This window comes from Nonomuraea sp. NPDC050478 (assembly GCF_044458265.1).
In the GTDB taxonomy this organism is placed as follows: Bacteria; Actinomycetota; Actinomycetes; order Streptosporangiales; family Streptosporangiaceae; genus Nonomuraea; species Nonomuraea ferruginea.
Genome location: NZ_JBITHT010000017.1, coordinates 12,363 through 37,828, shown reverse-complemented (window position 1 = coordinate 37,828; position 25,466 = coordinate 12,363). Strand labels below are relative to the sequence as shown.

The following is a 25,466-nucleotide window of genomic DNA, read 5'->3' as shown; positions in this document are numbered from 1 at the left end:
TTCGTCATGATGGACGCTCCCCCCGAAGCGTTAAGATGATCTACCTTGACTCATCTACCCATAGTGATCGTTTCCACACTTAGAGTGATACCCCCCACTCGAAGCCGAGGCTAGAGAGCTAACGATGTCTTGAGCGAGGGCTAGGTTGGAGGCAGCTACGAATTTCTGTCGACGGTCCATAGCCTTGTTGATATCGGCCAGGCTGGTGAACCGGTAGTCCAGGGGGATGGCGTCGCCCTTGAGGTCGAGGACTATACCTCCTGCGGCGTTGAGAATGTAGTGCCCTGGCGCTAGATCCCAGACGGCGAAGCCTTTGGCGAACTCCATGGTGGCGTCGGTGAAGCCGGCCGCGACGTGGCACAGGCTGACAGAGCCGAAGTCGACTCCGATGCGGCCACGAGTTGCGCCGTCAGGGGAGGGCTGAGTAAGTGCGTTGAGCAGGTGGGTTTGTCGGCTAAGGGGTTGAAGTCGCTCGGCGGGTTTCATGAGGTAGTTGGTGATAAGCGCCTCGTGTAGCTCCGCGAAGCGGTGAAGTTTGAGCTCGTGGGCCTTACCGTCCTGGGTGTGAACGAAGGCTTGGTCGTTGCCGTCCTCGTCACGAGCCGCGAGGTAGATCTGCAGGTGGTGGAAGATGTCGCCCACCACGGCGGCGACGGGCCGAGCGAGGCTGCGGGAGTACACCATGACGTGCGTGTATCCGTAGAGGGCGCGGACGGCCAGCTCACTGGTGTCGAGGGGGTCGACCAGGACGCACAGGTCCGGGTCAGGGTCGGGTCCGATGACCTGCGGGTCGGCTTCTTCTGAGGCGTAGATGTACGAGGGGATAATCGGGGTCAGAAGCTCTCGGTAGCGCTCGTGCATCCATAGGTCGTGGGCGGACAGGAAGTTGTCGGAGTGGCGCAGGTTGGCGGCCTCTGATCGTTTACCTGAGAGCGCGGCCTGGATGAGGCGTGGCCGGATCTCCCCGATGACCTGCGCGACCAGTTCGGCGAGGCTCTCGGCGAGGCCGGGGAGGGTGGGAGGGGTTGTCACGAGTGACCTCCATACGGTTCAGCGCAGCTCCAGCGGTGGCTCTATGCCTGGAGGGCTCATCGTCGCAGCTACGAACACGGCCTTGAAGTTCGCCGCTCGCATGATGTTCGCTCCGGTCAGGTCGTCGAAGTCTCCGACTTCGAGCTTCCCCTTGGTCATCGCGCCGAACACTGCGAAGTAGATCTGCGCGCCGGGATAGCGGTTGCGGATTTCTCGGGATATGAATCCGACCACGTCGGCATGTTTCACCTCGAAGTCGCACAAAACGATGTCGGGTGTGTCTGGCAGGTCGGGGAACATCGATGCCTTGTCGAGGCTGATGAAGTCGCGGCTTTTGTTGCACTTGAGGTAGCCGATGGGGCAGCGGCCGAACTGGGCTGAGGCGAGGAAGGTGGCCATGACTAGCCCGGCCTCGTTGATTCCGAAGCAGGCGTCCACATCGGTACGCCGGCCAAGGTTCTTGATCTGATGAATGAGGCGTTCGATGCCGTAGCCGAAGGACGCCCAGTCAAGGTTGAGGAGCTGGCCAGGGGTGGGGCTGGGCAAGGAGTAGGCGAGCCTGTCGGGGTTGCCGTACTCGACGGTGGGGGCGGTGATGATGAAGTCGTTGCCCGCGGCATGGGTGTTGGCTGTCCCCGTTGCGACGGCCGCTTCGGTTGCTTGGGGCTCCGTGGTCGGCGCTGCCGTAGCCGGTGGGCTTGCCGAGTTGATGGTGGCGTACCTTTTCAGCGCGAGCTGATCCTCCACGGACAAGCGCTCGTACGCCTCGGCCACCAGATCGCCGGGGGAGACGTCCTCCTCGGCGACACCTGTGGGACCGCCTCCGTAGGCGGCTGCGAGGATCAGCAGGCTGGTGAAGCTAGGAGCTGATCCGGCCCTGCTGCGTTCACGGGCCCAGGTCTCCCACGCGTTGATGGACGTGCCGCCCAGGCTGGTCTGGTGGCTGGTCATCTGGTTGTACCGGACAGCGGCTTGATCCTGGGAAAGGCCACACGCATATCGGTGCGCTTGCAGGCTACAAATGACCGGATAGCGGCGCATCAGTTCCGTAGCGGCCTTTTTGACCGATCCTGTCTCCAGCCACAGTTCGCTGCCTATTCGCGCCAATCGGCGCCCTCTCGCCTGCGGGCTTGAGTCCCGGCTCTGCTTCGCCATCCGACTTCCCCCTCTCGGAAGCGTCACCAGGTTACCCATCGGGATGGGCAATAGCAGGCAGTCCCCGAAAATGTGCAGGTAGAGGCCACGTAGAGACCGGGGCGATTACGGACTCACTCTCAGGTGTAACAGGTCCACCCTCGTCATTACTGTCAATTGTCATGCCGGCACCACAACCACTTCGGAGAACCGGATGACCCCAAATGACGTAGAAGCCACACACCTGCACCGCCTCGCCGTCCGCCGAGTGGCCCGGTCGACCACCGTACAGATGTGCAATCTGATGGACCCTGAGGAAATTGCGACGATGGGCCCCAAATGCTGGCTCGACCTCCTGCACGACATTCGGAACGACCGGCTACGTCCGAAGCGGGACGGTGAGACCGTCATCATCGACATTCACGACAAGGCCGCAGGCCAGAGCCCTCGCTCGCTGCGCATCACCAGCCGGGCGTACACCGTGTTCCAGAGGGCCGCCGCACTCGGCCGATTCGATGGGTTGAAGCCTGCGCCGCTCGGCCTGGGGTTCGGCCCGTGGATCTGGGCCGAGGGCGTCGTGGAGGAGGCCGTAGCCAAAGCCCTGGACGGAGTTTCGTGAGCTTCGTCCACGCAGATCTTGAGGCCAGCCGTTCCACAGCGCCGAGCCAACTCACAGCAAGGCGGGCTGGTTCAACCCGCAACACGGCTGAGACGCCGCAGACCGTCCAGAACACCAAGCAGGACAGGAGCAGAAGCACATGAGTACATCAGCCATCGAGCAGGGCACCGAACAGCCGACCGCCGCCACCAGGGAAACAACCTTCAGCCCGTTCGACCTCGACATCAAGCTCGTGGAGAACACCCCGGCGGCCAACACGTCGCTGAGGTGCGGCACGGGGGACACGTGCGGGAGCTCCTGCCCGAGCGCCTGCACCACGTCATAGCTGCACCGGCCTGATGCGCCTCGGCCGGAGCCGAGGCCTACCGCCCTTCCCCGAATCGTGAACGGAACGGAGTGAAGACGATGACGCGCACGCGGATCCGTAGGTATCGGCGCACCGGTGCCGGGATGCTGCGCGCCACGGTGCATCCCACTCCTCCCACACTCCCGGACTGGCCGGAAGAAGGTGGGTTGATCGAGCTGTGGCGGTCGTGGCTGGCTGCGGTTTGGGCGGACGAGTCCTTCCAGCAGCCGGTCGCCCACACGAGCCCGGACTTGGCCCGCCAGGTCCGGGCAGTGCTCGACGGGCAGGTGGTCAAGCCTCGTCGAGCTCGACGGGCCGCGCTCGCCGTCGCCCGATACGCCCTGCGTTACGCGCACCGCTCAACCCCGTTCGGCCTGTTCGCCGGTGTCGCCCTGGTCGAGTTCGGCGACAGGTCGCTCGTGCGCGTCGGGAATGAGCACGAAGCCGTCGTCCGGCCCGACCCCGCAGCTCTGGACGCGGTGATCACGGCGTGGGAGAGCGGGCAGGAGCGGATGGCCGATGTCGAGGTGTGCGTGAACAACCTCGCCCGTGTGCGCGAGGACCGAGTCCATGTTCCGGCCGAGGGCGCGGACGAGTTCACCCTCGCATCAACTGCGGCCGTGGATCTGGTGCGACAGGCCGCCAGCTCTCCCATCCGGCATGCGGTCCTGCTGGGGAAGCTCGCCGCCGAGTTCTCACAGGTCGAACCTCATCGCCGGGCTGAGCTGGTCGCTGAACTGCTGCGTACGCGGCTGCTGCGTTCTCGTCTGCGTGCCGCAGCGACGGTCACCGACCCAGCCGCCGGTTTGCCGCCCGAGCTCCTCGATGCATGTGAACGCACAGCGGTGGACGTGCGGTTGGACGCTGACGTGTGGCTGCCTGAAACGGTCGCGGTCGAGATGGAGACCGCCGCGACCGTGCTGGCCCGGCTGGCAACCCATCCAGCCGGTACGCCGGCCTGGCGGCGCTACGTCGAGCGGTTCCTCGACCGTTTCGGTGAAGAGACCCAGGTACCTGTGGAGCAGCTCACCGATCCCAGCACGGGATTGGGGCTGCCGGACGGGTTCGGCCTGCTGTCGGAGCCCCCACGACCGATGTCGCGTCGTGACCGCCTGCTGCTGGACCTCGCGGGAACGGCCGCTGTCCAGGGCGATCGAGCGGTAGTCCTGTCTGAGGCGATGGTGGAGGAGTTGGAGGCTGCCGCGGCTGAGCCGTTCACCGACCTCGTGCCCGCGCCCCACTTCGAGGTATGCGCCCAGGTGCAAGCCCGCTCGATCGCCGCCCTGGACGCCGGAGACTTCCGGCTACGCGTGCACACCGTCTCCCGCGCAGCCGGAGCCATGACCGGACGGTTCTGGCACCTGCTGCCGTACCTGGCCGCCGGGTATGCCAACCTGCCCACGGTCGCGCCCGGCGCGGCCCTCGCGCAGTTGTCGTTCCATCCCACGCGAGCCGAGGCCGACCTGCTCACGCGGGCACCGCGCGTCGTACCGAAGCTGGTCAGCGTCGGCGAGTATCGAGACGGCGACGAGGACGTCCTGTACCCGCGGGACCTGGTGGTCGGCGCCCGTGACGGTCACCTCTACCTGGCGGTGGCCGAGACCGGGCAACGCCTTGAACTGCTGGCACCTACGGCGATCAACTTCCTCTGGAACAACTACACGCCGCCGCTGGTCCGGTTCCTGGCCGAGATCAGCCGCGCCGCCACAGCGCAGGTGACGTGGTTCGACTGGGGTGCCGCGTGGACGCTGCCGTTCACCCCGGCCCTGCACTACCGGCGCACCGTCTTGGTCGCCGCCCGCTGGCAACTGCGCGCCCGAGTGCTGCCCGGCCGTACAGCCTCCCTGGAGGAGTGGGCCGAGTGGCTGCACGCCTGGCGCGGCAGGGCGGGGGTGCCTGAGCGGGTGTTGCTGGCCGTTGACGACCAGCAACTGCCGCTGGACCTGACGCGGAAGATGGACGTGGACCTGCTGCGCGCGCACCTGACCGGGACACCTGTCGCGGTGTTGTTCGAGGCACCGCCGCCGGATGCTGACGGGTGGATCGGCGGGCGCGCGCACAGCATCGTTGTCTCGCTGGAGTCGAGGCGATGAGGACATTGGCGGCGCAGGCCCTGGCCGAAGGCGCGCTTGGGGTGTCGCTGCTGCACATCGAGCGCGGCGATCTGGACGGTGCGCGTCCCCTGCTGCAGGAGGCGGTCGCCGGTGGGGTCAGTACGGGGTCCAACGCCAGCCTGTATCACGGAGCTCCGGCCCTGGAGTTCGTGCTCGGCCGCGCCGGACGCGTCGACCGTGAGGTGCAGGCAGGTGCTGACCGGGTCGTGGCCGCCCGCCTGGCTGCAGCTCGCCGACGACAGCTGGGCCGGCACTTGCCGACGCTCACGGAGTTCGACCTGATCCGCGGATTGGCCGGGCTGGGGGCGCTTCTCCTGACTCGCCCTGGACCTTCTCCGTTGCTCGAAGGGGTCCTGAGTCATTTGGTGTCGTTGGCGCGCCCGATCGAGGCAGACGGTCGCATGCTGCCTGGATGGTGGTCGCCAGAGAGCCCGACACACGAAGTAGACGTCTCCGGCGGCCACGCGAACAACGGCGTCGCACACGGCATCGCCGGACCGCTGGCACTGCTGTCCCTGGCCCTGCGTCATGGCATCCGCGTCGAGGGCCAGAGCCATGCGATCACCACGTTCGCGGACTGGCTCGAGCAGTACGGCAGCTCGTACTGGACCACGCTCGACCAGCTCACCACAGACGAGCCCGCACGCGTGCCACCACTGCGGCCGTCTTGGTGCTACGGGGCGCTGGGGATCGCCCGCGCTCTACAGCTGGCCGCGCTCGCGCACGGCGACCCTGCCCGTAGGCAGAAAGCCGAGGACATCGCCCTATCGGCCCTTACCGACGCAGACCGTCTCGACCGGGTGAACGACGCCTCCCTCTGCCATGGCTGGGCCGGAATCCTGACCGTCACGACCGCCTTAGCCGCCGATAGCGCCACCCCCGACCGGTTCACCAAGAGCATCCAGCATGCCCGCCGGCAACTGGCCGAAGGGATCGACGACTTGCCCAAGCCGGGGTTCCTGGAAGGCCGGGCCGGAGCCCAACTGGCCTTGGACGGCACCAACGCCACCGGCTGGACTCGTGCCCTATTGATCCACTGACCACCGCCGTACCCATATTGAGCAGGAGCAAGAACGACGACATGGACAGCTACGAGCACAATCTCGCCGCACCGGCCGAGCCAAAGTGGTGGCAGGCCACGATCCGCTTCCCCGGAGATGCAGGAGTGAGCCCGTACGCGGCGGCCAAGCTGTCCGCCGCGCTGACCGGACGGCGTTTCTACTTCCTGCGCAAAGAGGGAGGGCTGCGGCTGCGTACGGACCGCCCAGTAGGCGCCCTGCTCGACCAGCTCGTCGCCAACGGAGTAGCGGCCGGCTGGGCGGGCGGCATCTACGAGCCAGAGACTGAAGCGTTCGGCGGCCCGCAGGCCATGGCCATCGCACACGAGCTGTTCTGCGCCGACAGCCCCGCCGCGTTGGCCGAGACCGGAAGCCCCGACAGCAAGGAACGATGCATCCTGCTCCTGTCCGCGATGTACCGGGCAGCAGGGCTGGACGCGTTCGAAGTCGGGGATGTGTGGGTGAAGATCGGCTTTCTTCGCCCGCCGATCGACCCGCCCGACGAAAGCCACCGGACGGCGGCCATCACCACTATGCGGCGCCTCATGAACGCCGACGCCGCCAAGCGTCCTCGTCCCGAACCAGGCTGGGGTGAGCGAGTCGCCGCGTTCGAGGACGCCGGCCGCCGCCTTGCCCGCCTCGCGAAGGAAGGGCATCTGAAGCGCGGCCTGCGGGCCGTCCTCGCCCACCACGCGATCTTCGCGTTCAACCGGAACAACACCTCTGCAGTCGAGCAGGCCGCCGCCGCATGGCTGGGCCGGCAGGTCGCCTTCGGAGATACCGAACCGGCCGCCGCGTCTACCAGCCAGTCCTCACCAGCACCACCTACCTTCAAGGAGCCCGTCATCAGCACCACCGTCGACCCCACCAAGCTGCGCGAAGCCATGGTGGCCAAGTACATCGACTCCGGACACCTGTGTACTCCCGAGATCATCGACGCCTTCCGCGCCGTCGAGCGCCACACGTTCATCCCCGACGCGGACGTTGAGGCCGCATACGTTGACGACGCCGTGCCGATCAAACACGACACCGACGGCGAGATGATCTCCTGCATCTCCGCGCCGTCCATCGTCGCCACACAGCTGGAACAGATAGGCGCCCGCCCCGGCCACAACGTCCTGGAAGCTGGGGCAGCCACCGGCTACAACGCCGCCCTCCTCGGCCACCTGGTAGCCCCCAACGGCCACGTGTGGACGATCGACGTCGATCAAGACCTTGTCGACACCGCCCGCACGCACCTCGCAGCCGCCAGAGTCGACAACGTGACGGCCGTGCTCGGTGACGGCGCGGCCGGCCTGCCGGAGCACGCTCCTTTCGACCGCATCCAGTTCACCGTGGGCACCGGCGACATCCCCACCAAAGTGCTCGAGCAGCTTGCTCCCGACGGCCGTCTGGTCATCCCGATGCGCATCCGCGGCAGCATCTCCCGATCCTTCGCCTTCGAACGCGACGGCGACATCTGGAAGACCGTGTCCTGCGAGATGGCGACCTTCGTGCCGCTGCGCAAGGGCATCTGCGACGACATCTACACGCGCGTCCAGATCGCCGGTGAAGGAGATGTGCACCTGGAGACCTTCAGCGAGCAACTCGTTGACCGCGAGGCGATGCGCACGATCCTGGACACCCCGGCCCACCCCGTCCACACCGGCGTGAAGTTCCGGCAAGGCGACCCATGGCAGTGGGTGTACCTGTGGCTGGCCTGCGTCCTACCGAACGGGCTGTCCCGGATGCCCGGCCAGCGGCCCGGGTTCACCCCTCACTTCGCGTGGGGTTCGATGGCCGCGCTCGACCGCGACACCCTGGCCTATCTGACCATCCGCGAAGGAGAGGACACCAAGGGACGCTTCTGGGCCATCGGCGTCATCGGTCACGGGCCCCACGCCGACGTTGTCGCCGAGCAGGTCGCCGCCGCGATCGAGGAATGGGACCGCGACTACGGCAACCACGCCCCTGCCCCCGGCTTCCGCATGGTCACCGGCGACCGCCGTGACCAGCTCCAGGCGAGCGACCCGCGCTTCGTCATCGACAAGCCCGCGAGCCGGCTCGTCGTCGACTGGCCGTAGAAGGGACCCGAGCGCCGTGGTGCACCCTGGGATCGCCGCCCGCATCCCCTTGGTCTGCCGTACCAAACCGCCTGGCAAGCCTCTGGCAGAGCGCATCGCCGATCTCACCGCGCTGACCACCGAACCGGCAGGCGCCGACCATCCCGACCTGGTGGCCCGCGCCTGCGGGGTCCTCAATATCTCCGCGCTCATCGCTTCCGACGCCGGGCTGCCCGATCTCGCCGCGGACCTGTGCTGGAGGCAGCACAAGATCTTCGCCGAGAGCGGCCGTCTCAGCCAGGAGATCGCGGTCATGTCGTTGATGCCGCTGATCAATATTGCCCGCTTGCTGATCCGGGAAGGCGACGGCAAAGCCGCCTACGAGGTGCTGAATCAGCTGTACCGCGCCGCCCAGGAGCGCAACGTCACCGCGATCCACGGTCACGACATCGACCTGTCGCTTCTCACCCACAACCAAGAAGTTCACCATGCAGTCTGTACGGAGTTGTGGATCGCCTTGCTCATCGACGGGGCCCGCGCCCTCGCCCAGCAAGGACGGTGGAACGAAGCCGCTGCCGCCATGGCCGCCCACCGTGGCATCGGCGAACGGCTTCTCGACGGACGCCAACTTCAGATCATGTCCCTGATCGAGCAGGGCCTCCCCGACGAGGCCACCAGCATGATCGACGCTACCCTGCCCGCCGAACCGTGGGAGCGCACCGTTGCGGCGCTGCTGCGCATCGCCTGCCACCGCTCCAGCAGCGCCATCTCACCGACGAAACTGGAAGAGGTCGTGCAGGACGCACTGCTTCTCATCACACAGCCGGAACCGATGACGGCGGCTTTCCGAGCGAGGCTTGGCCTGACCGCCTTCGACCTGACTACCGGCCAATCCCCGGCGCTTGCCTCACTTCTGAGCACAGCACTTGTCGAGGTGGCTTCTACCGACGCCTACGCCGCCCGCGACATCCTGAGCCATCAGAAGATGCGCGCCGAGATGACCGACCAGCAACAGCACCACCTCGGCACGGTGATCACCGCTGGAGGGCTCGGAATCGGCCGTCTCCCTCAGGTTCACGAGCACGCACTGGTCGCGGCTGTGGGGCATGCCGAGGATCGGCTGCGGGCGCTGCTCGGCCAGGGTGGCTCCGGAGCGCCCACAGGTCAATCGCGGAGACAGATTCAGCCCAGGAGGTTGTGACAAGCGATGTTGCGAATCCGGAACTCGCTTCTGTGAGCGGGGAACATCTCGTCGCACTTCCCGGCAACCACCGATGGGTTGTCGCCGAGCCCGATGACGTCCAACCAGGCGGGACGTGGGGCGCTCGGCGCGCGCCTGGATCGAGGATTCGACCGCGGAGAATAGCGGTCAGCTGCTGAAGCGGCCGGTGGCCGCGGGCGGACAAGCCGGCGGTGGCCGTGAAGCTTGCGGCTTTTAGCCGGGCGGACGTGCTTGGTGTCGCCTCTGTCGTGGTCTCGCTCGGCAGTCTTGTGCTGAGGCAGAGCCAGCGAGACGGGCACAGCGGAGATCGATGAGACGGTCGTCTTACGGCCCGACAGGTAGGAGACAGATGCGCTGTTGTCGGCGACGCTGCGTAGAGCAGCCGCAGCCGGAGGTGAGGTCTGCCGAACGGCGGATGTGTTCGTTCCCGCGCCGCCCAGAGCTATTGCGGCTATCGCGACTGCTATGGCGGTAACTCCGCCTACCTGGAGCAGCGTCCTGGCGCGTGCTCGTCCACGTGGTTGTTCACCCTTGTCGGGCATGGCCGGCCCCCCGATGGTTCTGATCATTACGGGGCGTAGCGTAGCTACGGGCTCTCCGGGCGTTCTGTGGTTTTGATCTTGCCAGGGTGACTCATGGGCTTGGCATTTCACAGGTTCAGTGGCTGATCCGCTCTTGCGGAGAGCACGCAGATCGGAGCTCCAACGCCGGGCTGGGCCATTAGAGGTGCGACGCCCGCAGTTCCGTTCGGTCTCGTGAAGCTGGTTGGGTAGATACCAGGCGAAGACCGAAGACTTACTGTAGCCTTATGACTACTTTACGCAACCAGTCCTTTGGAGCGTCAATGCGCCTGCCTCTGCTGGCCGCCAATGTCGGCCTTTGTGCTGGTCTCGTCCTCTCAGCCATCCCGGCCTACGGTGCTGCCCGGCCGAACGCGGCCTTCCTCTCCGTCACGGCGTACGGAGGTACCACGATGAAGGGTGTTTTCCTGCAGTGCCCAGGCGCGACCGAGGGGCACCCGTATGGTGAGGCCGCATGCGCCGCGCTTGATGCTGTTGACGGTGAGCTCGATCGTCTCCCCAGTCGCCCACGCCGTGTGTGCGCCGCGCGAGGTTCGGTCACGGCGACGATGGATGGTATGTGGCGGAATCGGGCCGTTGGTTGGCAGAAGACCTTTTCCAGCGTGTGTGACCTTTACGCCCAGACAGGTGCGATCTTCCGCTTCTGATAGGGCATCCAGTCCAACGTAACCGGTTAGCCGGTTGGGCTGCAGTTCGCGAGCACTCGGTGCCAGGTCTCTGGAAGGTCTCCAGGGGGTGGCAACCGAGGAGCTGGCCGGGGTGAAGACAGGGGTATACGCCGGCAGCACCTGTGCGGGGCGTTATCGCCGCTCCTTTGATGTGGTTCTTCGGCTTTCGTGTTGTGCCGTGGGACCGCATGTGTTGCGTTCCGTTATTGCAGGTGAGCGCGAGGCGTGGTGATTTCAAGTCTTTGTGATGCGCATTCTCTTTCCTTGTCGTGGTGCGAGGGGTGTGGTGATAAATCGTTGACGTAGTCAAACCCCTCTGGAGGAACCTGGTGATTCGGGAATGCCTTGCAAATGGCTGGAGAGGCGAAGCTTCTGAGCTTTTGTGCCGAATCACCGTCGCGGGCGCGTTGACGTTCGAGTTGCTGGGCGATCCAAGCTTGGCCTGGGCTTCCTCGGATCCCTACTGCCCGACGCAGTACGTCTCTGAAGAGGCGCGTCAGATGCTTGATGTGGAGAAGTTGTGCCTGCTGGTCCATCAGGACCTGGCGGAGGGACGCCCAGTCGATCTCGGCAGGCGGATCTCCGAGACCCGGCGGATGCCGGTGAAGACGGCGCCGTCACCGAGACCCAGGGTGCAATGGACGCCGAAGAGCTCGCCTGCCAGGAGGAAGAGTCCTCGGCCGACGCCCGTGACCGTACCTGTGCCTAGGCCGAGCAAGCAGCGAGAGGTATCCGAGCTGGGCAGGAGGCAGGAGACAGTTCGGCGGCCAAGCCGGCCTCCCGCGTTCGTTGCGGGTCGTGACGACAAGGTCAGACATGTCGATCGCAGACACGGCCAGGACAACGGTGCGCGCTCGAGACGGCGGGATGCCCGACCCAGGCAGACCGCTACACCCCTGCCTTTCCCGTCGCCCTCGGTGTCTTCATCATCTCTATTGCCTGTCATGAGGGGCGGTGCCGCTGATGCGATGGCGAAGCCTGTTGAGGCCTCGTCCGAGGAGAGACGACCTCTCGGTACCGCGCTGGCCTTTGGGCTGCTGGTCATGCTCGCAGGAGGTGCGCTGATCATCAGTCTGCGCCTACGGTCTCGGTCAGTGCTCTCATCAGCTGGGTCCACTGTTCACCGCCTTGAAGCGAAAGACGGCAGCTCATTTGCGACAGCGCCGGAGGTCGATGTCGTGGAGGCGGGGGTCGTGGCTGGCGACTCTCACATCGAGGAAGCAGAGCGGGAAGCGGACATCGTTGGGCTCCGGGCGGGCCGGCCTGGGTCAGATACAGGGGAGAAGGGCGTCGCGGTCCTGGACAGTTCGTCAGGCCCTACTTCCGTGGTGCTGACGGCATCGCAGTTCGTGGTGGCTCCAGGGAAGGCGAAGGGCGAAGTCCTGGGAGCACCGCGGCTGTCTTATGGGGACAAGGAGGTGTCCTTCGGTCGCGCAGAGGCGTCCGACCTGTTCGCGTTGCTATCGACCGCTCCGGAAGGGGTGTCCACGGAGGGCATCGTCGAGACGCTGTGGGCAGGCAACGGTGACCGCGGGAGCCGCCTGCTGGAGTCAGCGGTTCGGCAACTCAATCAGGTGATGAGGCAGGCGTCTGGTGCCGGGACCGGCGTGAGGTTCGTGGTGAAGGTTAGGCAGCGGCGACAACTGGCCGCCGCATACTTCGACGTGGACTTTTGGAGGTTCGAAGCCGCCTTCGTGCGGACGGGCACCGTAGAAGGGAGATCCGCCCGGCTTGCTGCCCTGCAGGAAATGCTGGCCCTGTATCGGGGGCCGTTGCTCGCGGGGCGGGATGATCTTTGGGTGCTGCCGCTGAGGCAGGCTGCTCAGCGCCAGGCCGTGGATGCGGCTGAACGATTCGCTGAGCTGGCGCGGAAGGACGACCCCGATCGCGCCGTGGACGTGCTGCGACTGGCGGTTGAGCGTGTCGATCCGCACAGCGAGGTCCTTTGGTGCCTGCTGATGTCGATCCAGGGCGAGTTGGGGCGCTTGCCGGCGGTACGGCGCTCGTTCGAGCTGTTGAAGGAGCGGATGGCGGAGATTGACGCGGTGCCGAGCGCTCAGGCGCGGCAGATGTACGAGCGGATCATCCGGTAGGCGTACGGGAGCTGTCCGTGCTTGCGAGGCGGCGCATGGTGTGCTGGTCCCGCTGTGAGTAGGTCGCCAGCACGTCGGCCGGGATCAGGTTGACAGGGCAGGTGCCGTAGATACGAGCCAGCAGGCACAAGGTGTAGACCGAGGGGCGCCGCCCCGCTCGTGGCCAAATCTCATAGTCGTACAGCCGGGATTCGCGCAGCCCTGCGCCGTCCGTTCCACTGAGGCGGTGGAAGGCGTCGACCGTCTGTGCTGCGGTGAGCCCGATGGCGTATCGGTAGAGGCGTAGCGGGGTGGCGGGGTGATCCAGACCGAGGATGACGGCTATCTGGTCAGTGGTGAAGCCGTGCTCGCGCAGGTAGCGGCTGCGTCGGCGGCAATCAAGAAGTCTTTGGTATCCGGAGTCGGACATGAGGTGGTCCCCCTTCAGCCGGTGATGCGCGGATCCCGAATCGGAATCCCGGGCGACGGTAGGTGAGCTCTGGCCAGGGGCTCCAGTCCTCGGATGGGGTGATCGACGAGCTGATCGGCGGGGGTTGGAGGCGCCGCCGCCATTGTCGCCGCAGGTCGGGGTTGGGTGCGGGTTGCGGTGGGGGCGGGGATGTGATCCGGGCAGCGAGGTGAGTGATCGTGCTGGTCGCTCCCGGATGGACCGGGGCGCAACCAGAAGGGACCGCCCAGCATGGATAACCGCGATCAGCACGCGATCTCAGCCCAGATGAACTGTGATTATGCTTCGCGACCCTCCCATCAGCAACCGCGCGTGGCGGAGTTCCCGGACCTCGCGCCGGGGCTGGTGATGTCGACGTTCCGCGCCTCAGACCTCTGGAGTGGGATGGCTTGGCGGCAAGCCTTTGCCGGACGGGCGGATCAGTCGGCTCCCGCGCGGCGGATGGTCGAGCAACTCCTGGCCGATACGGGGAGGGCCGACGATGCTCGGTGGGTGACGGCTGAGTTGGTGAGCAACGCGCTACGGCACACACGCTCGGGGCAGGCGCAAGGCTTCTTTGTGGTGGACGTACTGCGTGGCACGGACATGGCCCGAATCGCGGTCTACGACCTTGGCGGCGGCTGCTTCCCGGACTTCGCCCGCAGGCCCGACTCGGTGCCTGAGACGGCTGAGCAGGGGCGGGGCTTGCTCGGAGTGGCTGAACTGGCCGATCGAGTGGGAGCCGCTGGTGATGCGATTACCGGCCACGTGGTGTGGGCCGACCTCGCATACACCCCTGAAACCGTTTGGGCATCTCAAAGTAGCGATGCGGTTGGTCATAGTGAGGATGCCCGAGCTGGGCACGCGCTGGAAATCGGGACCGTACGGGAACTGGAGTCGGTGCCTGAGCCGAGCGCCCTCGCGGTGCATGCCACCGCCTGCCGTGACCGCGCACCCATGAAGGAGGGAGTTGCGGGCGCTGTACTGGGCCAACGTTGGGTGGGTCCCTCCGGCGCCTTGATGGCTGCGGAGAGACTGCGCCCTTCCACGGGGAAGGAGGTCGCCGGCCTGGGCCCTCGCTGGGGCTTGTGGGAGGCGAGTTGAGGTCGGCCGCGGACCAGGAGTCCGCGTCGGAGTTCGGGCAGGAGCTGTGGGCGCAGCAGGCGTTGGCTGTGCTGCGCCGGGGGAGGCCCGATTGGGCCTTTCTGGTGGTGCGGTCTCAGTGGCTGGCAATACGCGGCAGGCACGTCGTGATCAGCGCCTCTAGCCCCGATGAGTTGCGGCAGGCTCTCTCCTCGCTACCGTCCACGAGCGTTGGCAGGCGGTCAGGGACGTTGCCCGCCGAACGGTCGGGGACAGGCACCTGGGCGATTGCCGCTGCTGATGGTCCGGTACGAGTGGCTCGGCGGCCGCGTTCAAGGCTCCACTGGCTGTGGGGTTGGCGTCGGGCTGCTCCCGGCTGAGCTCTATGGCCGAGGTGCCCCGACCGGCGTATCGCTGGCGAGGAGGGGTCGTGTCACCTGACCCGAGAAAGCTCCGGCGCGGTGGCGGCTGTCGTCGCCTGGGCAATGGCGCCCGAGTCCGCGGGAGCGGGCCTTGACACCGGGCATGCAGGTGGGCGTCGATACGGTCCCGGCCCGGGCGCGGGCCGCGACGGGGCGGGTTCGCCTCGCGTAGGGGCGGGGCGAAACCCACTGTCGAGCAAGAGAGCGGGCTTGTCAGCGCGGATGTCGAGTTCGCTGTTGCGGGCTAATTAGCGGGGCATTGTTCGGTGTCGCATCCGGTGTTTTGATTTGTTGTCGCGTCCGGTATTGCCCCTGAGAGTGCGACACCGCCTGGCGTGTCATTTGCTCAGGTCAGGCGGGTTTCGGTTGTTGCGATGGCCGCCCCGAATCGCCATTAGGCGACTCCTCGAAGATGTGTGCGGGCCCGAATGGATGGCCGTGGCATCAGAAGTTCTCTTCCTTCTACCACCTGTGGACTAGGCGGCGTCCCAGTCAACCGCTCGCCCAGATGCTGGCCGGCCCCAGCGCCGGCTTCGGGCTGCGGCGAGAAGCGCCTTCGCGCAAGCTGGATCGGTGATGCGTGCGAGGCGGTTTTGAGCATATTCGCCGCCAATCGGTTGAACGCGCGAAACCATCAGCGCGTTATAGGTGTCACGAGTCTCGAAGTTTGTCGTCGAAGTGTCTTCGCATGTCGGCCCCAGTTTATTAGGGCAGCCTCTCCAGCCGTTCGGGTGACAACATTTATTGCCCGATCGACTTGCGAGTCTCGTTATATGCGAGGGATGGTCGTGGTGCAAACGAAAACACGGGCACGACCAGAAAGGGCACCACACAATGGCCATTCACAGTTCGGAAATGACCGCTACCGAATCCGTTCCCGCCGCCATTCCAACCGACGCGGCGTCCCAGACGGTCCCTGAGGGCCCCGCAGCCGTCGCCCCGGCTGACCCCGCCAGGGATGCGGACGGGCGCGTAGCGGCGGTTTGGGCGGCGCTGAACGCTGAGCCGGGCGGTTCGGCCACGGCAATAGGAGCGGCGGCCGGTCTGAGCCGGATGGTGGCGGGCAAGATCCTCAACCAGCTTGAGGCGGACGGCCGCGCCCGCCGTGAGCAGGGCGTGAGCGACGGCGGCATGCGCGGCCGGGCGGCCGACCGGTGGTTTCCGATCACCGCCGACGCCATGCCGACCCGTGACGCGGACACTTCGGCCGTACCCCCGGCACTGGAAGCGCCGGATGCCGCACCCGCCGAGATGACCACGCCGGACACGGACACGCTGGATGCCGATGCGGAACTCGTACCCCACGAGGAGGAACTACCGGCAGCCGACCCCGCACCGGCCGATGACCGTACCGACGAGGAGAACCTGCCAGAGGAGCCGATCGGCCTGCCGGAGGATCTGGTGGCCGACGAGGCGGCCGATCAGAGTTCAGACAGCGACCTCGAGGCGGACTTCGAGGCCGTCACGTCGGAGCCGGTGCCTGGGGCGGAGGCGGAGGATCCGGCGTGGGCCCGCGCGAAGGCGGAACTCGCCGAGATCGCCAGCCTGCTCAGTGGGGCGATCCTGGCGAAGGACGAGGGAAACGCCGTGATGGCGCTGGGATGCCTGGAGATGGCGATGACCAAGGTCACCTCGGCACACCGCAACGCCCGAGCGGTGCTGACCGGCACCGTCGCCCCGGCCCGCGCGGGATCCAGTGGCCGTTCAGGTCAGTCCTCCAGCGGCGCGGGCGCGGGTGACATGGTGCGGCCGGGCGGGTTGCGGGAAATGGTCCACGCGCACCTGGTCGCGTTCCCGGACAAGGACTTCACCCCGTACGAGATCGGGAAGGTCATCAACCGGTCGTCCGGCGCGGTGGCCAACGCCCTGGACCGCCTGGTCAACCTCGGCGAGGCGGTGCTGTCCTGCGAGCGGCCCCGCCGCTTCGCCCTCGCCCCTTCCGACGCGGACGGCGACGCGGGGGCGGGGACCGCCCCTTACGGCAGCTGAGCCGGGTGTGTGCGGGCCGCCCCTACCGGCCCGCACACCTCGGTCACGTAGCGGGCGGGACCTCCCTCCATACTCGCCCGCCGACGTACAGCACCCCCGGCCAATCGGCCCGCGCCGAGCCGGAACGCCACCACCACACCAGCGCGCCTGTTCCGCATGCGCGCACACCACATCACGCATCAGAAAGGCACTGTCATGGCTCACGAGATCGAGATCTTCGCCAACGGTTCGGCCGGATTCGCCGCCGCAGGGAAGCCCGGCTGGCACGGGCTCGGCTACACCGCGCCCGGCCCGATGACCGCCGAGGAACTCCTGTCCAACGCCCAGCTGGCCGGGTGGAACGTACGCAAGGTGCCGGTTGGTCAGGTCACCGACCCGGTGACCGGCCAGCCGGTGGTCACGGACGAGGACTTCCTCGTGGTGCGCACCAATCCCGTGACCGGCCAACCGGAGCGCCTCGGCCGGGTCGGTAGGGACTACCAGATCCTGCAGAACGAGGACGTCACCGACTTCCTGCAGACGCTGGTGGACGAGTCGGGGGCGATCTTCGACACAGGCGGATCGCTGAACGGCGGGCGGCGGGTGTTCGTCACCATGCGCCTCCCCGAGCCGCTCATGGTCGGCGGGTTCGATCAGATCGACCTCTATCTGGCGGCGTTCTCCCGGCATGACGGGTGGGGCGCGTTCACGACCGTTGCGACCCCGGTCCGAGTGGTGTGCGCGAACACCGAACGGGCGGCGCTGGCGAACCACGCCTCAAAGTTCACCGTCCGGCATACCGGCAACGTGGCCGGGCGCATCGCCGAGGCCAGGGAGGCGCTCAAGCTCACGTGGAAGCACGGCGAAGCGTTCGCCGCCGAGGCCGAGAAACTCCTCGCCGTGCCGATGGACCTCAAGGAGTTCCGTCAGTTCGCCACGCGCCTTCACCCGCTCCCCTCGGACGCGAAGGAACTGGCCAAGCGCAACCACGACCTGACCATGCGGGAGCTGGAGTACCTGTTCGCGCAGGCCCCCACCCAGGAGCCGATCCGTAACACGCGCTGGGCCGCGTACAACGCCGTGACGGAGCGCCTGGATCACAAGAGCCCGGTGTTCGGCAGCCGCGATGTTGCGACCGTGCGCGCGGAACGGGCCCTGCTCGACGACCACGACAACGCCAAGATCAAGGCCCGCGCTTTCCGCCTCCTGGCTACCGCCTGACAGCGGGCGCTCGGTACGGCTCCGGCGCGGGGGCCGTACCGAGCACCGCCGCCGGATGTGACAGCGCTGTGCGCCGTCCGACCTCTCGTAACCACAACCGCCAACCAGGGAGTTCACCATGGGACGACTCGAAGACCTAGCCATGCACAACGCCACCCTCGCCAGGCATGAGCTCAGCGAGGCCCTCAACCGCATCGGCAGCATCGACGACGAAGGGACGCTGCGCGACAAGGACCTGGGCCGTATCGCCCACGCTTACCACCGGATGTTGTGGTGGCAGCAGGTCACCGACCTCACGTACGGCCAGGAGGAGACCGTCGATGGCGCAACCGCGCTGCTGATCGTGCGGCAACGGGCACAGGAATCGCTGATCAACGCCCGCCCGCTGACCAACGGCGGTCTTTTCGCCTTGGCGATGGCCGAGTCCCGCCGAGGCGGCGCGCGTGCCTTCCTGGACGCGACCCAGGCGATCACCGACGCACTGGCCATACCTTCCGCTGCCGCCGCACCAGCGCCGGTTCACAGCGGCGATGGGCAGGCCGCCGGAACGGCGACCGCCCCGTGATCCTCACCCTTCAGCGGTTCATGTCACCCGACGAAAGGAACGCATCCATGCACGACCCTCACCGGCCCGGCTACGTGAGCCCAAACGACGAGCAGGTCGGCACCACGTTCGCATCCGGGGCCAGCGCTGGCCCGGCCGACGACGCACGCCCCTTCGAGGAGCTGACTGCAGAGAGCATCACCGCCGCGCGCAACGCCTACTATGCGGCGGCGGCCGAGGTAGTCATCGCCCTGCAGAACGGGCGATGGCATACCAGCGAGCAGTTGTTCGCCGCCACGCACGCACGCGCGACGCGCGCCTGGTGGGACCTCGTGGAACAGGAGATCACTGGCAACAGGCTGACGTCTGATCACGCGGTACGGCGAGTGCGCTCCTGGGCTCGCCACTACCTGACCGGCGAGCCGCCGGTCGCCCGGCCCGGCACACTGTTCGACCACGCAATCGCCCACGCCTCACGCATGGCCGCGCGCGACTTTCTCACTGCCAGCGGCCGACTCCTCACCCAGCACCTTGCCGAGCCCAGCCCAGGAGCCGGTGCCACGGCGCCCGGCGCGCCCTTGCCCAACCGCCACGCCACGAGTCCCACGCCGAACCCGGTAGCGGTTCCAACGGCATCGGCGGCCCCGCAGTGAACGCTCGACCGGCCGTGGCAGCGTGTCCCGGCACTGGCGTCATCAATCAACGAAAGGACAATCCCATGGGGAAGCCGCAGCGCCCCGACCCTTGCGTGTCCGACACGAGTACCACCCAAACTTCAACCACGGCTCAGCGCGTGACGCCGTCGGTTGAGGCGACGATCGAGCAGGCGCGCCAGACGCGGCAACTCAACGCCGACCTCATCGGACGGCGGCTGAGGCGCGGCGAGCGAGTGAGCGCCGAGGTGCTCTACGACACCCTGCACGCTCATACGCTCGCTGGATGGTGGCTGCTCGTCGAGCGGCACATCCAGCGCTCTCAAAATCCGAGTCCGGAGAAGACGGTGGCCAGATTCGTCTCCTGGATCAGCCCGTACCAGGACGACGACTCCAGCGCGTGCAGCACCGCTCCAGGCTGCGGGAGTCAAGGACCACGCTGCGGGCGCGAGTCCGCAGTGGCTCACTTCGCGCGGGCCCTGACCCTCATCCGACAAGACGCGGCTCGGACCTTCGTGGAGCACGTCACGACACTCGCGCCGGCCTCCTGCGCGGAGCAGGAGGAGGCGGAGGCATGAGCGAGCGTGCCCCGGACCGCGCGGATAGTTCCGACTTCGAGGTCTTCCAGATGATGGCCTGGAGGTGGAACATCACCACCGCCAAGAAGCTCGCCAGTGCCCGAGCCCCGCAGGGCCGGATCGAGCCCACGGAGTGGGCGGGCATGCTCCGGCTGGTGGCCATCGACCCTCACCACGCCGCTGAGGTGGATCTGTCCGAGCCGTTGATCGTGGCTACCGTCCCTAACGGCGGGATGCTGATCATCGACGGTTGGCACCGCCTGTATAAGGCCCTGACCATGGATGTGGCAGAGCTGCCCGCCGTGGTGCTCACGGCTGAGGAAGAACTGGCCTGCCGGATCTTCGGCGGGGAGAAGGGTCAGGGCTACCTGCGGTAGTGCCTGATCCGGTGGCATAGGAGGCATGCCCCGTCCAGCACAGAGACAGTGTGCTGGCCGGGGCATACCCTCTGCACCACCGGATCACATCGTGGTGGGGGAGTCGGTATCAACGACTCGAGGATGCTTGCCCGCTTTGATCAACGCTATGCGTTGCTGGAGGGCCTGAGGCGTGGGGTTCTGAAGGAGATACGGGTTGGGTCCGTACCCGAAGACGCTCAAGTAGGGCTCGGATGCCTCCCTAGCAGGCGCCGGCTCGTCTTCAAGCACTTCGACGAGAGGACCACCGCCGTCTGGAGCCTTCGGGTTTCGAGGATGGAGCGCGTGCCCGATGAGGCGCAGCACGCATTCGATGGGAAGCAGGTAGTCGATGAGGCCGGTCTCGTCGTCGTCCGAGAGAGTGAGGTCCTGGGGCCGGTTGCGGTTGTGCAAGGTGACCTGCCTCGCCCCGGCGAGGTGGTCGTAGAGTCGGCCTTCCAGCCATCCGGCTTCGCTGCTGTTGAGCGTCTCATCGTCGTTGGATTCGTAGCGGATGAGCAGCGCTCGGTACCAATGGTCGCGGTCTTTGAGCTGCTGGAGGACGCGTTGGCGGAGTCCGGGGTTGGTGGCTTTGCCGACGTACGCTCCCCATCGACCGTCAGCGTCTGGGCGGTCGAGCAGGATGTAGGCGCCGGGGACGTTCCAGCCTCCTTCGAGGCGGTTCGCGTGGTCTCGATCGAGCAGGAGCATGCCGGCGACTTTGTGCTTGGCTCGGATCTTGATGGGGTCGTTGAGGTCATAGGAGAGGCCGACGACGAGCGGGGGTGGGGCGAGTCGCACGGCGCACATGGGGCGTCTCCTTCACCTGGTGCCGCGACGGGTCCTTCTCGAAGAGTATCGGTCAAGTCGCTGTTGGTAACTGTCGGTTCGGTACGTGCCTCAACGTGGATCGGGTGGGCCGGTGGACGCGTGGGCGGCTGGGCGGGTGAACCCGATCAAGTCGGCGCGCTGGTAGCTGCTGATCGTCACAACCGCGTTCTTGTGGGGCGCGTGAATCATCTGGCCGTTGCCGAGGACGATGCCGACGTGGCCCGGGCCGTCGGCTTCCATCCGGAAGAAGGCGAGGTCACCGGGCTGTTCACGGCCAAAGGCGATGGCAGGGCCATGCCGCCACTGGTCGGCGGCAACGCGTGGGATGGTGATCCCTGCGGCTTGGTAGGCGCGCATGGTCAGGCCGGAGCAGTCGAAGGCGGCCGGACCTTCTGCTCCCCACAGGTACGGTTTGCCGAGTTGCGCGTGAGCGTACGCGAGCGCGGCGGCGATCTGCTCGCCGGGGATGAGCAGGACGCAGGTCCCGGCCAGGGCGTCGACGATGCGCTGGGCCATCGGCTCCCACTGGGCGTAGGCGTCGGGGTAGCCGGAATGTTGCACCGCCTGGGCGGAACGGGTGAGCGGGAGTTGCTCCCAGCGCCTCACCTTGACCAAGCGGTCGTAGAAGGTGCTGGTGGCGTACCGAGGGTCGAGAACCTGCTCCGCGGTTCCCCATCCCTGCGAGGGTCGTTGCTGGAACAGACCCAGCGAGTCCAGATGACCGTAGGGCAGGTTGCGCAGCTTGGACTCCTGCAAGGCGGTGGCCAGAGCGATCACCGCTGCCCGCGCGGGCAGGTTGCGTTCCATCGCGATCTCGACGATGAGTGTGGCGTTGGCCTGCTGCTCGCTGTCCAGAGCGATCGGTCCGCCTGCCGTACTGCTCATCGTTGTGCTTGTCACTTCGCAGGCGACACCGCCGGGTGTCCCGGATGTGCTCAGGAGACTGGTGGCGGCCGCGAGGAACGCCAAGATGAAGAGCAGCAGGAGGGCGCCGCCGGCTGCGGCAGCCTTCACCTGCTCTCCTCCTCGCTGATGACGCGGTGAAGGGGGTCCTTGTCGTCCTCGGGTGTTGCGGCTTCTTCGGTTTGGCCGAGGGCGAGATGCGGCCAGCCATCGGCGAGGTCGGCCAGCCGCATGCGGCTTTGGCCCGTCGTGGCAGTGGTGGGAAGCCAGCAAGCTCCTGCTGGGCCGCCGTCGAGGTCGGTTTGTACGGCGGTGGCGATCGGGAGGTCGGTGGTGCTGATCAGCGAACGAAGGTTGACCTCCCGGGTGTGGCTCGGGAGCCAGAACAGCACCGGGGTGGTGATGCGGGTGGTGTCGGCGAGGTCGGCGTAGGCGGCCAGCTTGTTGGTGACCTTTGCGAGAGTCATGCTGCCGGTGTCGTGTTCGAGGAAGAAGTCGATCTGGCGGCCGTTCTCGGACCAGCAGCCGTAGGCGTCCGGTCGAGCCAGGTCGCCCCAGATTTTGGCGCACTGCTTCTCTGACAGCCATGCTCGCAGGTGAGCGTCGGGGCTGTGCCGGGCCAGGTGGCCGAGGTGGACGAAGAAGTCGTTGACGCCGATCTGATGACCGCTCTTGGACGAGACGGCGATCGACATGGCCAGATCCGGGTGGTAGCCCAGCTCCTTGACGGTGGTGTGGCGACGAAAGGCGAGAAGTTCAGCCCCTGCTCGGCCGAGAACCCAGTGGTGAGGGCTTGAGCCGCCGTAGGGACTCCAAGGGCGGTACCGCGTGATCGTGTTCAGCTTGTGCAGGATGCCCAGACGGCGGCGCGTGGGCTGCGGCTTGGTGAAGAACAACCGCTGCAGCTGATGCGTGGTCAGCACCCGGTGATGGAGAAGGTGCTCAAGGATCTGGTAGTCGCGCGGTGTAAGACGGGCGGCGGCGTATGCGATGGCGTCGGCGTTGAAACGGGGCAGGCCGAGCGGGACGCGCGTGACGGGCATGATGGTCCTCCTGGATGACGGCGGCATGAGTGGCACTGCGGCGAACGGAGTAAGTGGGGTTAGCCGATCTGCTCTTCACGAGCGGTGGGCTGGCCTCGGAGGCCGGGCCGCACGTCCAGTTCGACGTTGGCCGGGCGAGCCCGGCGTATGGGGGTCTTGGGCACGGTGGTGGGCCGGGCGAACTGCTGACGGGACGCCTGGCGGATCTCGGCCTCGCGGCCCTCAACGGCGGCGGGCAAGGGCCGGGTGCGCAATGTGAACGCGGGAGTCTGCTGGCCGTCCACGATGAGGCGGGCGGCGGCTTGGTAGGCGCCGAGGTGGGTGAGGTCGTGCGGGGTGATCAGGGGAGCGGTGTGGTGCTTGAGGTCGCCTGCGTCTTTGGGTGAGGCGGCGAAGTAGACCTTGTTGCGGGCGTCGGCTGACAGAGCTTCGCGCAGGTCGGCCGGTAGTTGGTCGAGATGCTGGTGGGCCAGGACCAGGGACAGGCGATAACCGCGCGCTTCGGCGAGCACATCGTTGATGTGGCCGGGCAGGTTCAAGAAGTTGTGGCACTCGTCGATGACGAGCGAGGCGTCGGGCCGGGCGGTTTCGGCGAGGGTGGAGCGGCGGGTGGTGGCTTGCCAGGTGTGAGCGAGCAGGATGGAGCCGAACAGCCGGGCGGCGTCGTCCCCGAGGATGCCCTTGGGGAGCCGCGCGAGGACCAGCCCGCCTTGGTCGAGGAGCCGGCCGATGGGCACGGTGGTATCCGGACTGGCCAGTGCCTGGCGGACGAAGGGGCGTAGCAGGACAGCGCGGAGTTTGTTCATCACCGGGCCGATGACCGTGGCCTGACCGGCTGGGGTGAGGGCTTCGTAGGAGTCCCAGAACCCGCCCAGCAGGCTGTCGTCCAGGCGGCCCGTGATCTGCGCGCGGAATGCCTGGTCGGTGAGCAACCTCGGTACGTCGGCCAGGGTCGCCTTGCGGCCGAGAACGCTGGTCAGGGTGAGGCAGGTGGAGCGGAGCAGGTCGTCCACGCGCGGTCCCCAGGCTGTGGAGAAGCAGCGGTGGAAGATGGTGACGACGGAGTCGACGGCGAAGGCGGGGTCGTGCCCGGCGAGGATGTTGATCGATGGCGGCGGCGCGTCGTCTTGGGGGTCGAACACCACGGTTCTGCCGACGGCTCGCTCGGGGAGCCGGTTGAGGATGTCGGTGATCAGGTCGCCCTTGGGGTCGATGACCAGGGCTCCTCGTCCTGCCTGGGCGTCAGCGAGGATGAGGTTCGCCAGCAGGGTGGACTTGCCGACGCCGGTGCCGCCGAGCACGTGGGTGTGGTGGCGGGCGTCCGCCACGGGTAGCGCGACGGGCCGCTGTGGGCCGCTGTCGGCGTCCCCCAGGATGCGGGCCGTCCCTCCGGCTGTCGTGCGGGGTACGGCCGGGGATGGGGCGATGGGGCGGGCTCCCGCGCGGGTGATGCCGGGGGCATCCATGTCCCAGGGCAGGTGGGCGAGCGCGGCGAGCTCGGTCACGGACAGCAGGTAGCCGCCGTCGAGGCGACGCGAGCCGAACAGGCGGCGGGGGCGTCGCAGGCGGGCTCGGCGCAGGTACTGGTGGCCGCTGGAGAAGAGCGCGAAGACGCCGGCCAGAGCGTGTGCTTGGCCTCGCAGCCATCCTCGGACCAGCTGCGGGGAGGTGGTGGCATCCGATGGCTGCGCGGCGACGGCGTAGCGGATGGCCACGTCATACCTGGGCTGACCGGCCTTGGCCAGGATCGCGCGTACCTGCTCGGTGCGCTCGGGAAAGTCGCGGGCGAGGTCGCCGCGGCGGTGGTCGCGAGCGCTGGTGGGCAGAGGCAGAACCTCATCGAAGAGACGGCCGAGGTGATGGCGGCTGCCTCCTCCGCGCAGATGGGCCGCTGCGCGATAGGCGTGGCGCAGCCGTCGGCCGGTAGTGGGCCGGGCCAGTATCTGGACGACGGCATGCTCGCCCTCGCGCAGTCCGCTCATGGCCTCGAGCAACGATCGAACCGGATCGTGGTCGTGGTCTGTCCTAAGCGGCAGGTGCTCCGGAGCGGCGAGGACGAGTCGCCCGCCGGCAACCTTGGAGTCCTTGAGGAAGAGCGGGGCGGCAGGGCTTGTGCTCGTGGTCGAGCCTGGCCATGCAGCTTGGACCGCCTTCTCCACGATCCCGGGCGGGACGACGCCGGGCACCCACAGCCGGATGCGCACCCCCGCATCGCTGCCGTAGTACTCCCACACCAGGTGCGGCTGTCCGGTGAGCAAGCGCTTCCATGCGGGTCGGAGCAGGCCGACGAGCTGGCGCCACAACACCACGGCACCCTCGGGGTCGCTGCGGGGCGGGCTGGAGATCTCGATGAGCCGGGCCTCGGGGGTCAGGTTGAGGTGGTGGAGCCAGCCGAGTAGGTAGCGTACGGCGGCGGTCAGGGACCAGATGACGGCCAGAGCCAAGGCGAGGTGGGGCCCATAGGCGAGGGCGAGTTCCGGCAGGTGATC

The 25,466-nt window shown here is 67.1% G+C and carries 22 protein-coding genes; 15 read left to right on the top strand and 7 right to left on the bottom strand.

What is annotated here, in order from left to right; all coding sequences use genetic code 11:
* Window positions 1–54: 54 nt before the first annotated feature.
* Both ACIBF7_RS44540 and ACIBF7_RS44535 read right to left on the bottom strand, forming a co-directional pair.
* Complete coding sequence (locus tag ACIBF7_RS44540) at window positions 55–1,032, bottom strand: inositol monophosphatase family protein (protein WP_397199870.1); 978 nt, start codon at window positions 1,030–1,032, stop codon at window positions 55–57.
* Between the two features lie 18 nt (window positions 1,033–1,050).
* On the bottom strand, window positions 1,051–2,187 hold the full coding sequence (locus ACIBF7_RS44535; RefSeq protein ID WP_397199869.1) for a hypothetical protein: 1,137 nt from the start codon (window positions 2,185–2,187) through the stop codon (window positions 1,051–1,053).
* 283 nt (window positions 2,188–2,470) lie between these two features.
* Here ACIBF7_RS44535 and ACIBF7_RS44530 point away from each other — a divergent pair, with 283 nt between their 5' ends.
* The 8 genes from ACIBF7_RS44530 (at window position 2,471) to ACIBF7_RS44495 (ending at window position 12,909) form a co-directional block, all read left to right on the top strand.
* Window positions 2,471–2,785 (top strand): hypothetical protein, encoded by a 315-nt coding sequence (locus ACIBF7_RS44530; RefSeq protein ID WP_364446059.1) that lies wholly within the window; start codon window positions 2,471–2,473, stop codon window positions 2,783–2,785.
* A 139-nt stretch (window positions 2,786–2,924) separates the two neighbouring features.
* Window positions 2,925–3,110, top strand: a complete 186-nt coding sequence (locus ACIBF7_RS44525; RefSeq protein WP_364446056.1) for an FxLD family lanthipeptide — start codon at window positions 2,925–2,927, stop codon at window positions 3,108–3,110.
* Between the two features lie 80 nt (window positions 3,111–3,190).
* Complete coding sequence (locus tag ACIBF7_RS44520) at window positions 3,191–5,224, top strand: lantibiotic dehydratase family protein (RefSeq protein WP_397199868.1); 2,034 nt, start codon at window positions 3,191–3,193, stop codon at window positions 5,222–5,224.
* Entirely contained in the window at window positions 5,221–6,285 is a 1,065-nt protein-coding gene (locus ACIBF7_RS44515; RefSeq protein ID WP_397199867.1) for a lanthionine synthetase C family protein, read from the top strand. The genes ACIBF7_RS44520 and ACIBF7_RS44515 overlap by 4 nt, the downstream gene beginning before the upstream one ends.
* Window positions 6,286–6,326: 41 nt before the next feature.
* A complete protein-coding gene (gene fxlM / locus ACIBF7_RS44510; protein WP_397199866.1) occupies window positions 6,327–8,366 on the top strand; it encodes a methyltransferase, FxLD system in 2,040 nt (679 codons plus the stop codon).
* 16 nt (window positions 8,367–8,382) lie between these two features.
* Window positions 8,383–9,546 carry a hypothetical protein gene (locus tag ACIBF7_RS44505; RefSeq protein WP_397199865.1) on the top strand — a complete coding sequence of 388 codons (1,164 nt, stop codon included), beginning with the start codon at window positions 8,383–8,385 and terminating at the stop codon, window positions 9,544–9,546.
* Window positions 9,547–10,375: 829 nt separating this feature from the next.
* Window positions 10,376–10,795, top strand: a complete 420-nt coding sequence (locus ACIBF7_RS44500; RefSeq protein WP_397199864.1) for an SSI family serine proteinase inhibitor — start codon at window positions 10,376–10,378, stop codon at window positions 10,793–10,795.
* Between the two features lie 1,346 nt (window positions 10,796–12,141).
* Window positions 12,142–12,909, top strand: a complete 768-nt coding sequence (locus ACIBF7_RS44495; RefSeq protein ID WP_397199863.1) for a BTAD domain-containing putative transcriptional regulator — start codon at window positions 12,142–12,144, stop codon at window positions 12,907–12,909.
* Here the strand turns inward: ACIBF7_RS44495 and ACIBF7_RS44490 are convergent.
* Complete coding sequence (locus ACIBF7_RS44490) at window positions 12,899–13,318, bottom strand: hypothetical protein (protein ID WP_364446039.1); 420 nt, start codon at window positions 13,316–13,318, stop codon at window positions 12,899–12,901. The two genes, ACIBF7_RS44495 and ACIBF7_RS44490, sit on opposite strands and share 11 nt — an antisense overlap.
* Window positions 13,319–13,588: 270 nt before the next feature.
* Here ACIBF7_RS44490 and ACIBF7_RS44485 point away from each other — a divergent pair, with 270 nt between their 5' ends.
* The 7 genes from ACIBF7_RS44485 to ACIBF7_RS44455 all read left to right on the top strand — a co-directional run bounded on the left by ACIBF7_RS44485 (window position 13,589) and on the right by ACIBF7_RS44455 (window position 20,182).
* A complete protein-coding gene (locus ACIBF7_RS44485; RefSeq protein ID WP_397199862.1) occupies window positions 13,589–14,440 on the top strand; it encodes an ATP-binding protein in 852 nt (283 codons plus the stop codon).
* A gap of 1,235 nt (window positions 14,441–15,675) precedes the next feature.
* Complete coding sequence (locus tag ACIBF7_RS44480) at window positions 15,676–16,830, top strand: hypothetical protein (protein ID WP_397199861.1); 1,155 nt, start codon at window positions 15,676–15,678, stop codon at window positions 16,828–16,830.
* Between the two features lie 195 nt (window positions 16,831–17,025).
* Complete coding sequence (locus ACIBF7_RS44475; protein ID WP_364446031.1) at window positions 17,026–18,030, top strand: DUF932 domain-containing protein; 1,005 nt, start codon at window positions 17,026–17,028, stop codon at window positions 18,028–18,030.
* A 118-nt stretch (window positions 18,031–18,148) separates the two neighbouring features.
* Window positions 18,149–18,595 (top strand): hypothetical protein, encoded by a 447-nt coding sequence (locus ACIBF7_RS44470; RefSeq protein WP_364446028.1) that lies wholly within the window; start codon window positions 18,149–18,151, stop codon window positions 18,593–18,595.
* A 47-nt stretch (window positions 18,596–18,642) separates the two neighbouring features.
* A complete protein-coding gene (locus ACIBF7_RS44465) occupies window positions 18,643–19,227 on the top strand; it encodes a hypothetical protein (RefSeq protein ID WP_397199860.1) in 585 nt (194 codons plus the stop codon).
* 140 nt (window positions 19,228–19,367) lie between these two features.
* Window positions 19,368–19,805 (top strand): hypothetical protein, encoded by a 438-nt coding sequence (locus tag ACIBF7_RS44460; RefSeq protein WP_397199859.1) that lies wholly within the window; start codon window positions 19,368–19,370, stop codon window positions 19,803–19,805.
* Window positions 19,802–20,182 (top strand): ParB N-terminal domain-containing protein, encoded by a 381-nt coding sequence (locus ACIBF7_RS44455; protein ID WP_364446023.1) that lies wholly within the window; start codon window positions 19,802–19,804, stop codon window positions 20,180–20,182. Before ACIBF7_RS44460 ends, ACIBF7_RS44455 begins: the two co-directional genes overlap by 4 nt.
* Before the next feature lie 84 nt (window positions 20,183–20,266).
* Here the strand turns inward: ACIBF7_RS44455 and ACIBF7_RS44450 are convergent, their stop codons facing one another.
* The 4 genes from ACIBF7_RS44450 to ACIBF7_RS44435 form a co-directional block, all read right to left on the bottom strand.
* Entirely contained in the window at window positions 20,267–21,010 is a 744-nt protein-coding gene (locus tag ACIBF7_RS44450; protein WP_397199858.1) for a hypothetical protein, read from the bottom strand.
* Between the two features lie 90 nt (window positions 21,011–21,100).
* Window positions 21,101–22,045, bottom strand: coding sequence for a C40 family peptidase (locus ACIBF7_RS44445; protein WP_397199857.1), 945 nt, complete (start codon window positions 22,043–22,045; stop codon window positions 21,101–21,103).
* Window positions 22,042–22,977 (bottom strand): replication-relaxation family protein, encoded by a 936-nt coding sequence (locus ACIBF7_RS44440; protein ID WP_364446014.1) that lies wholly within the window; start codon window positions 22,975–22,977, stop codon window positions 22,042–22,044. The genes ACIBF7_RS44445 and ACIBF7_RS44440 overlap by 4 nt, the downstream gene beginning before the upstream one ends.
* 59 nt (window positions 22,978–23,036) lie before the next feature.
* On the bottom strand, window positions 23,037–25,421 hold the full coding sequence (locus ACIBF7_RS44435) for a type IV secretory system conjugative DNA transfer family protein (protein WP_397199856.1): 2,385 nt from the start codon (window positions 25,419–25,421) through the stop codon (window positions 23,037–23,039).
* Window positions 25,422–25,466 lie beyond the last annotated feature (45 nt).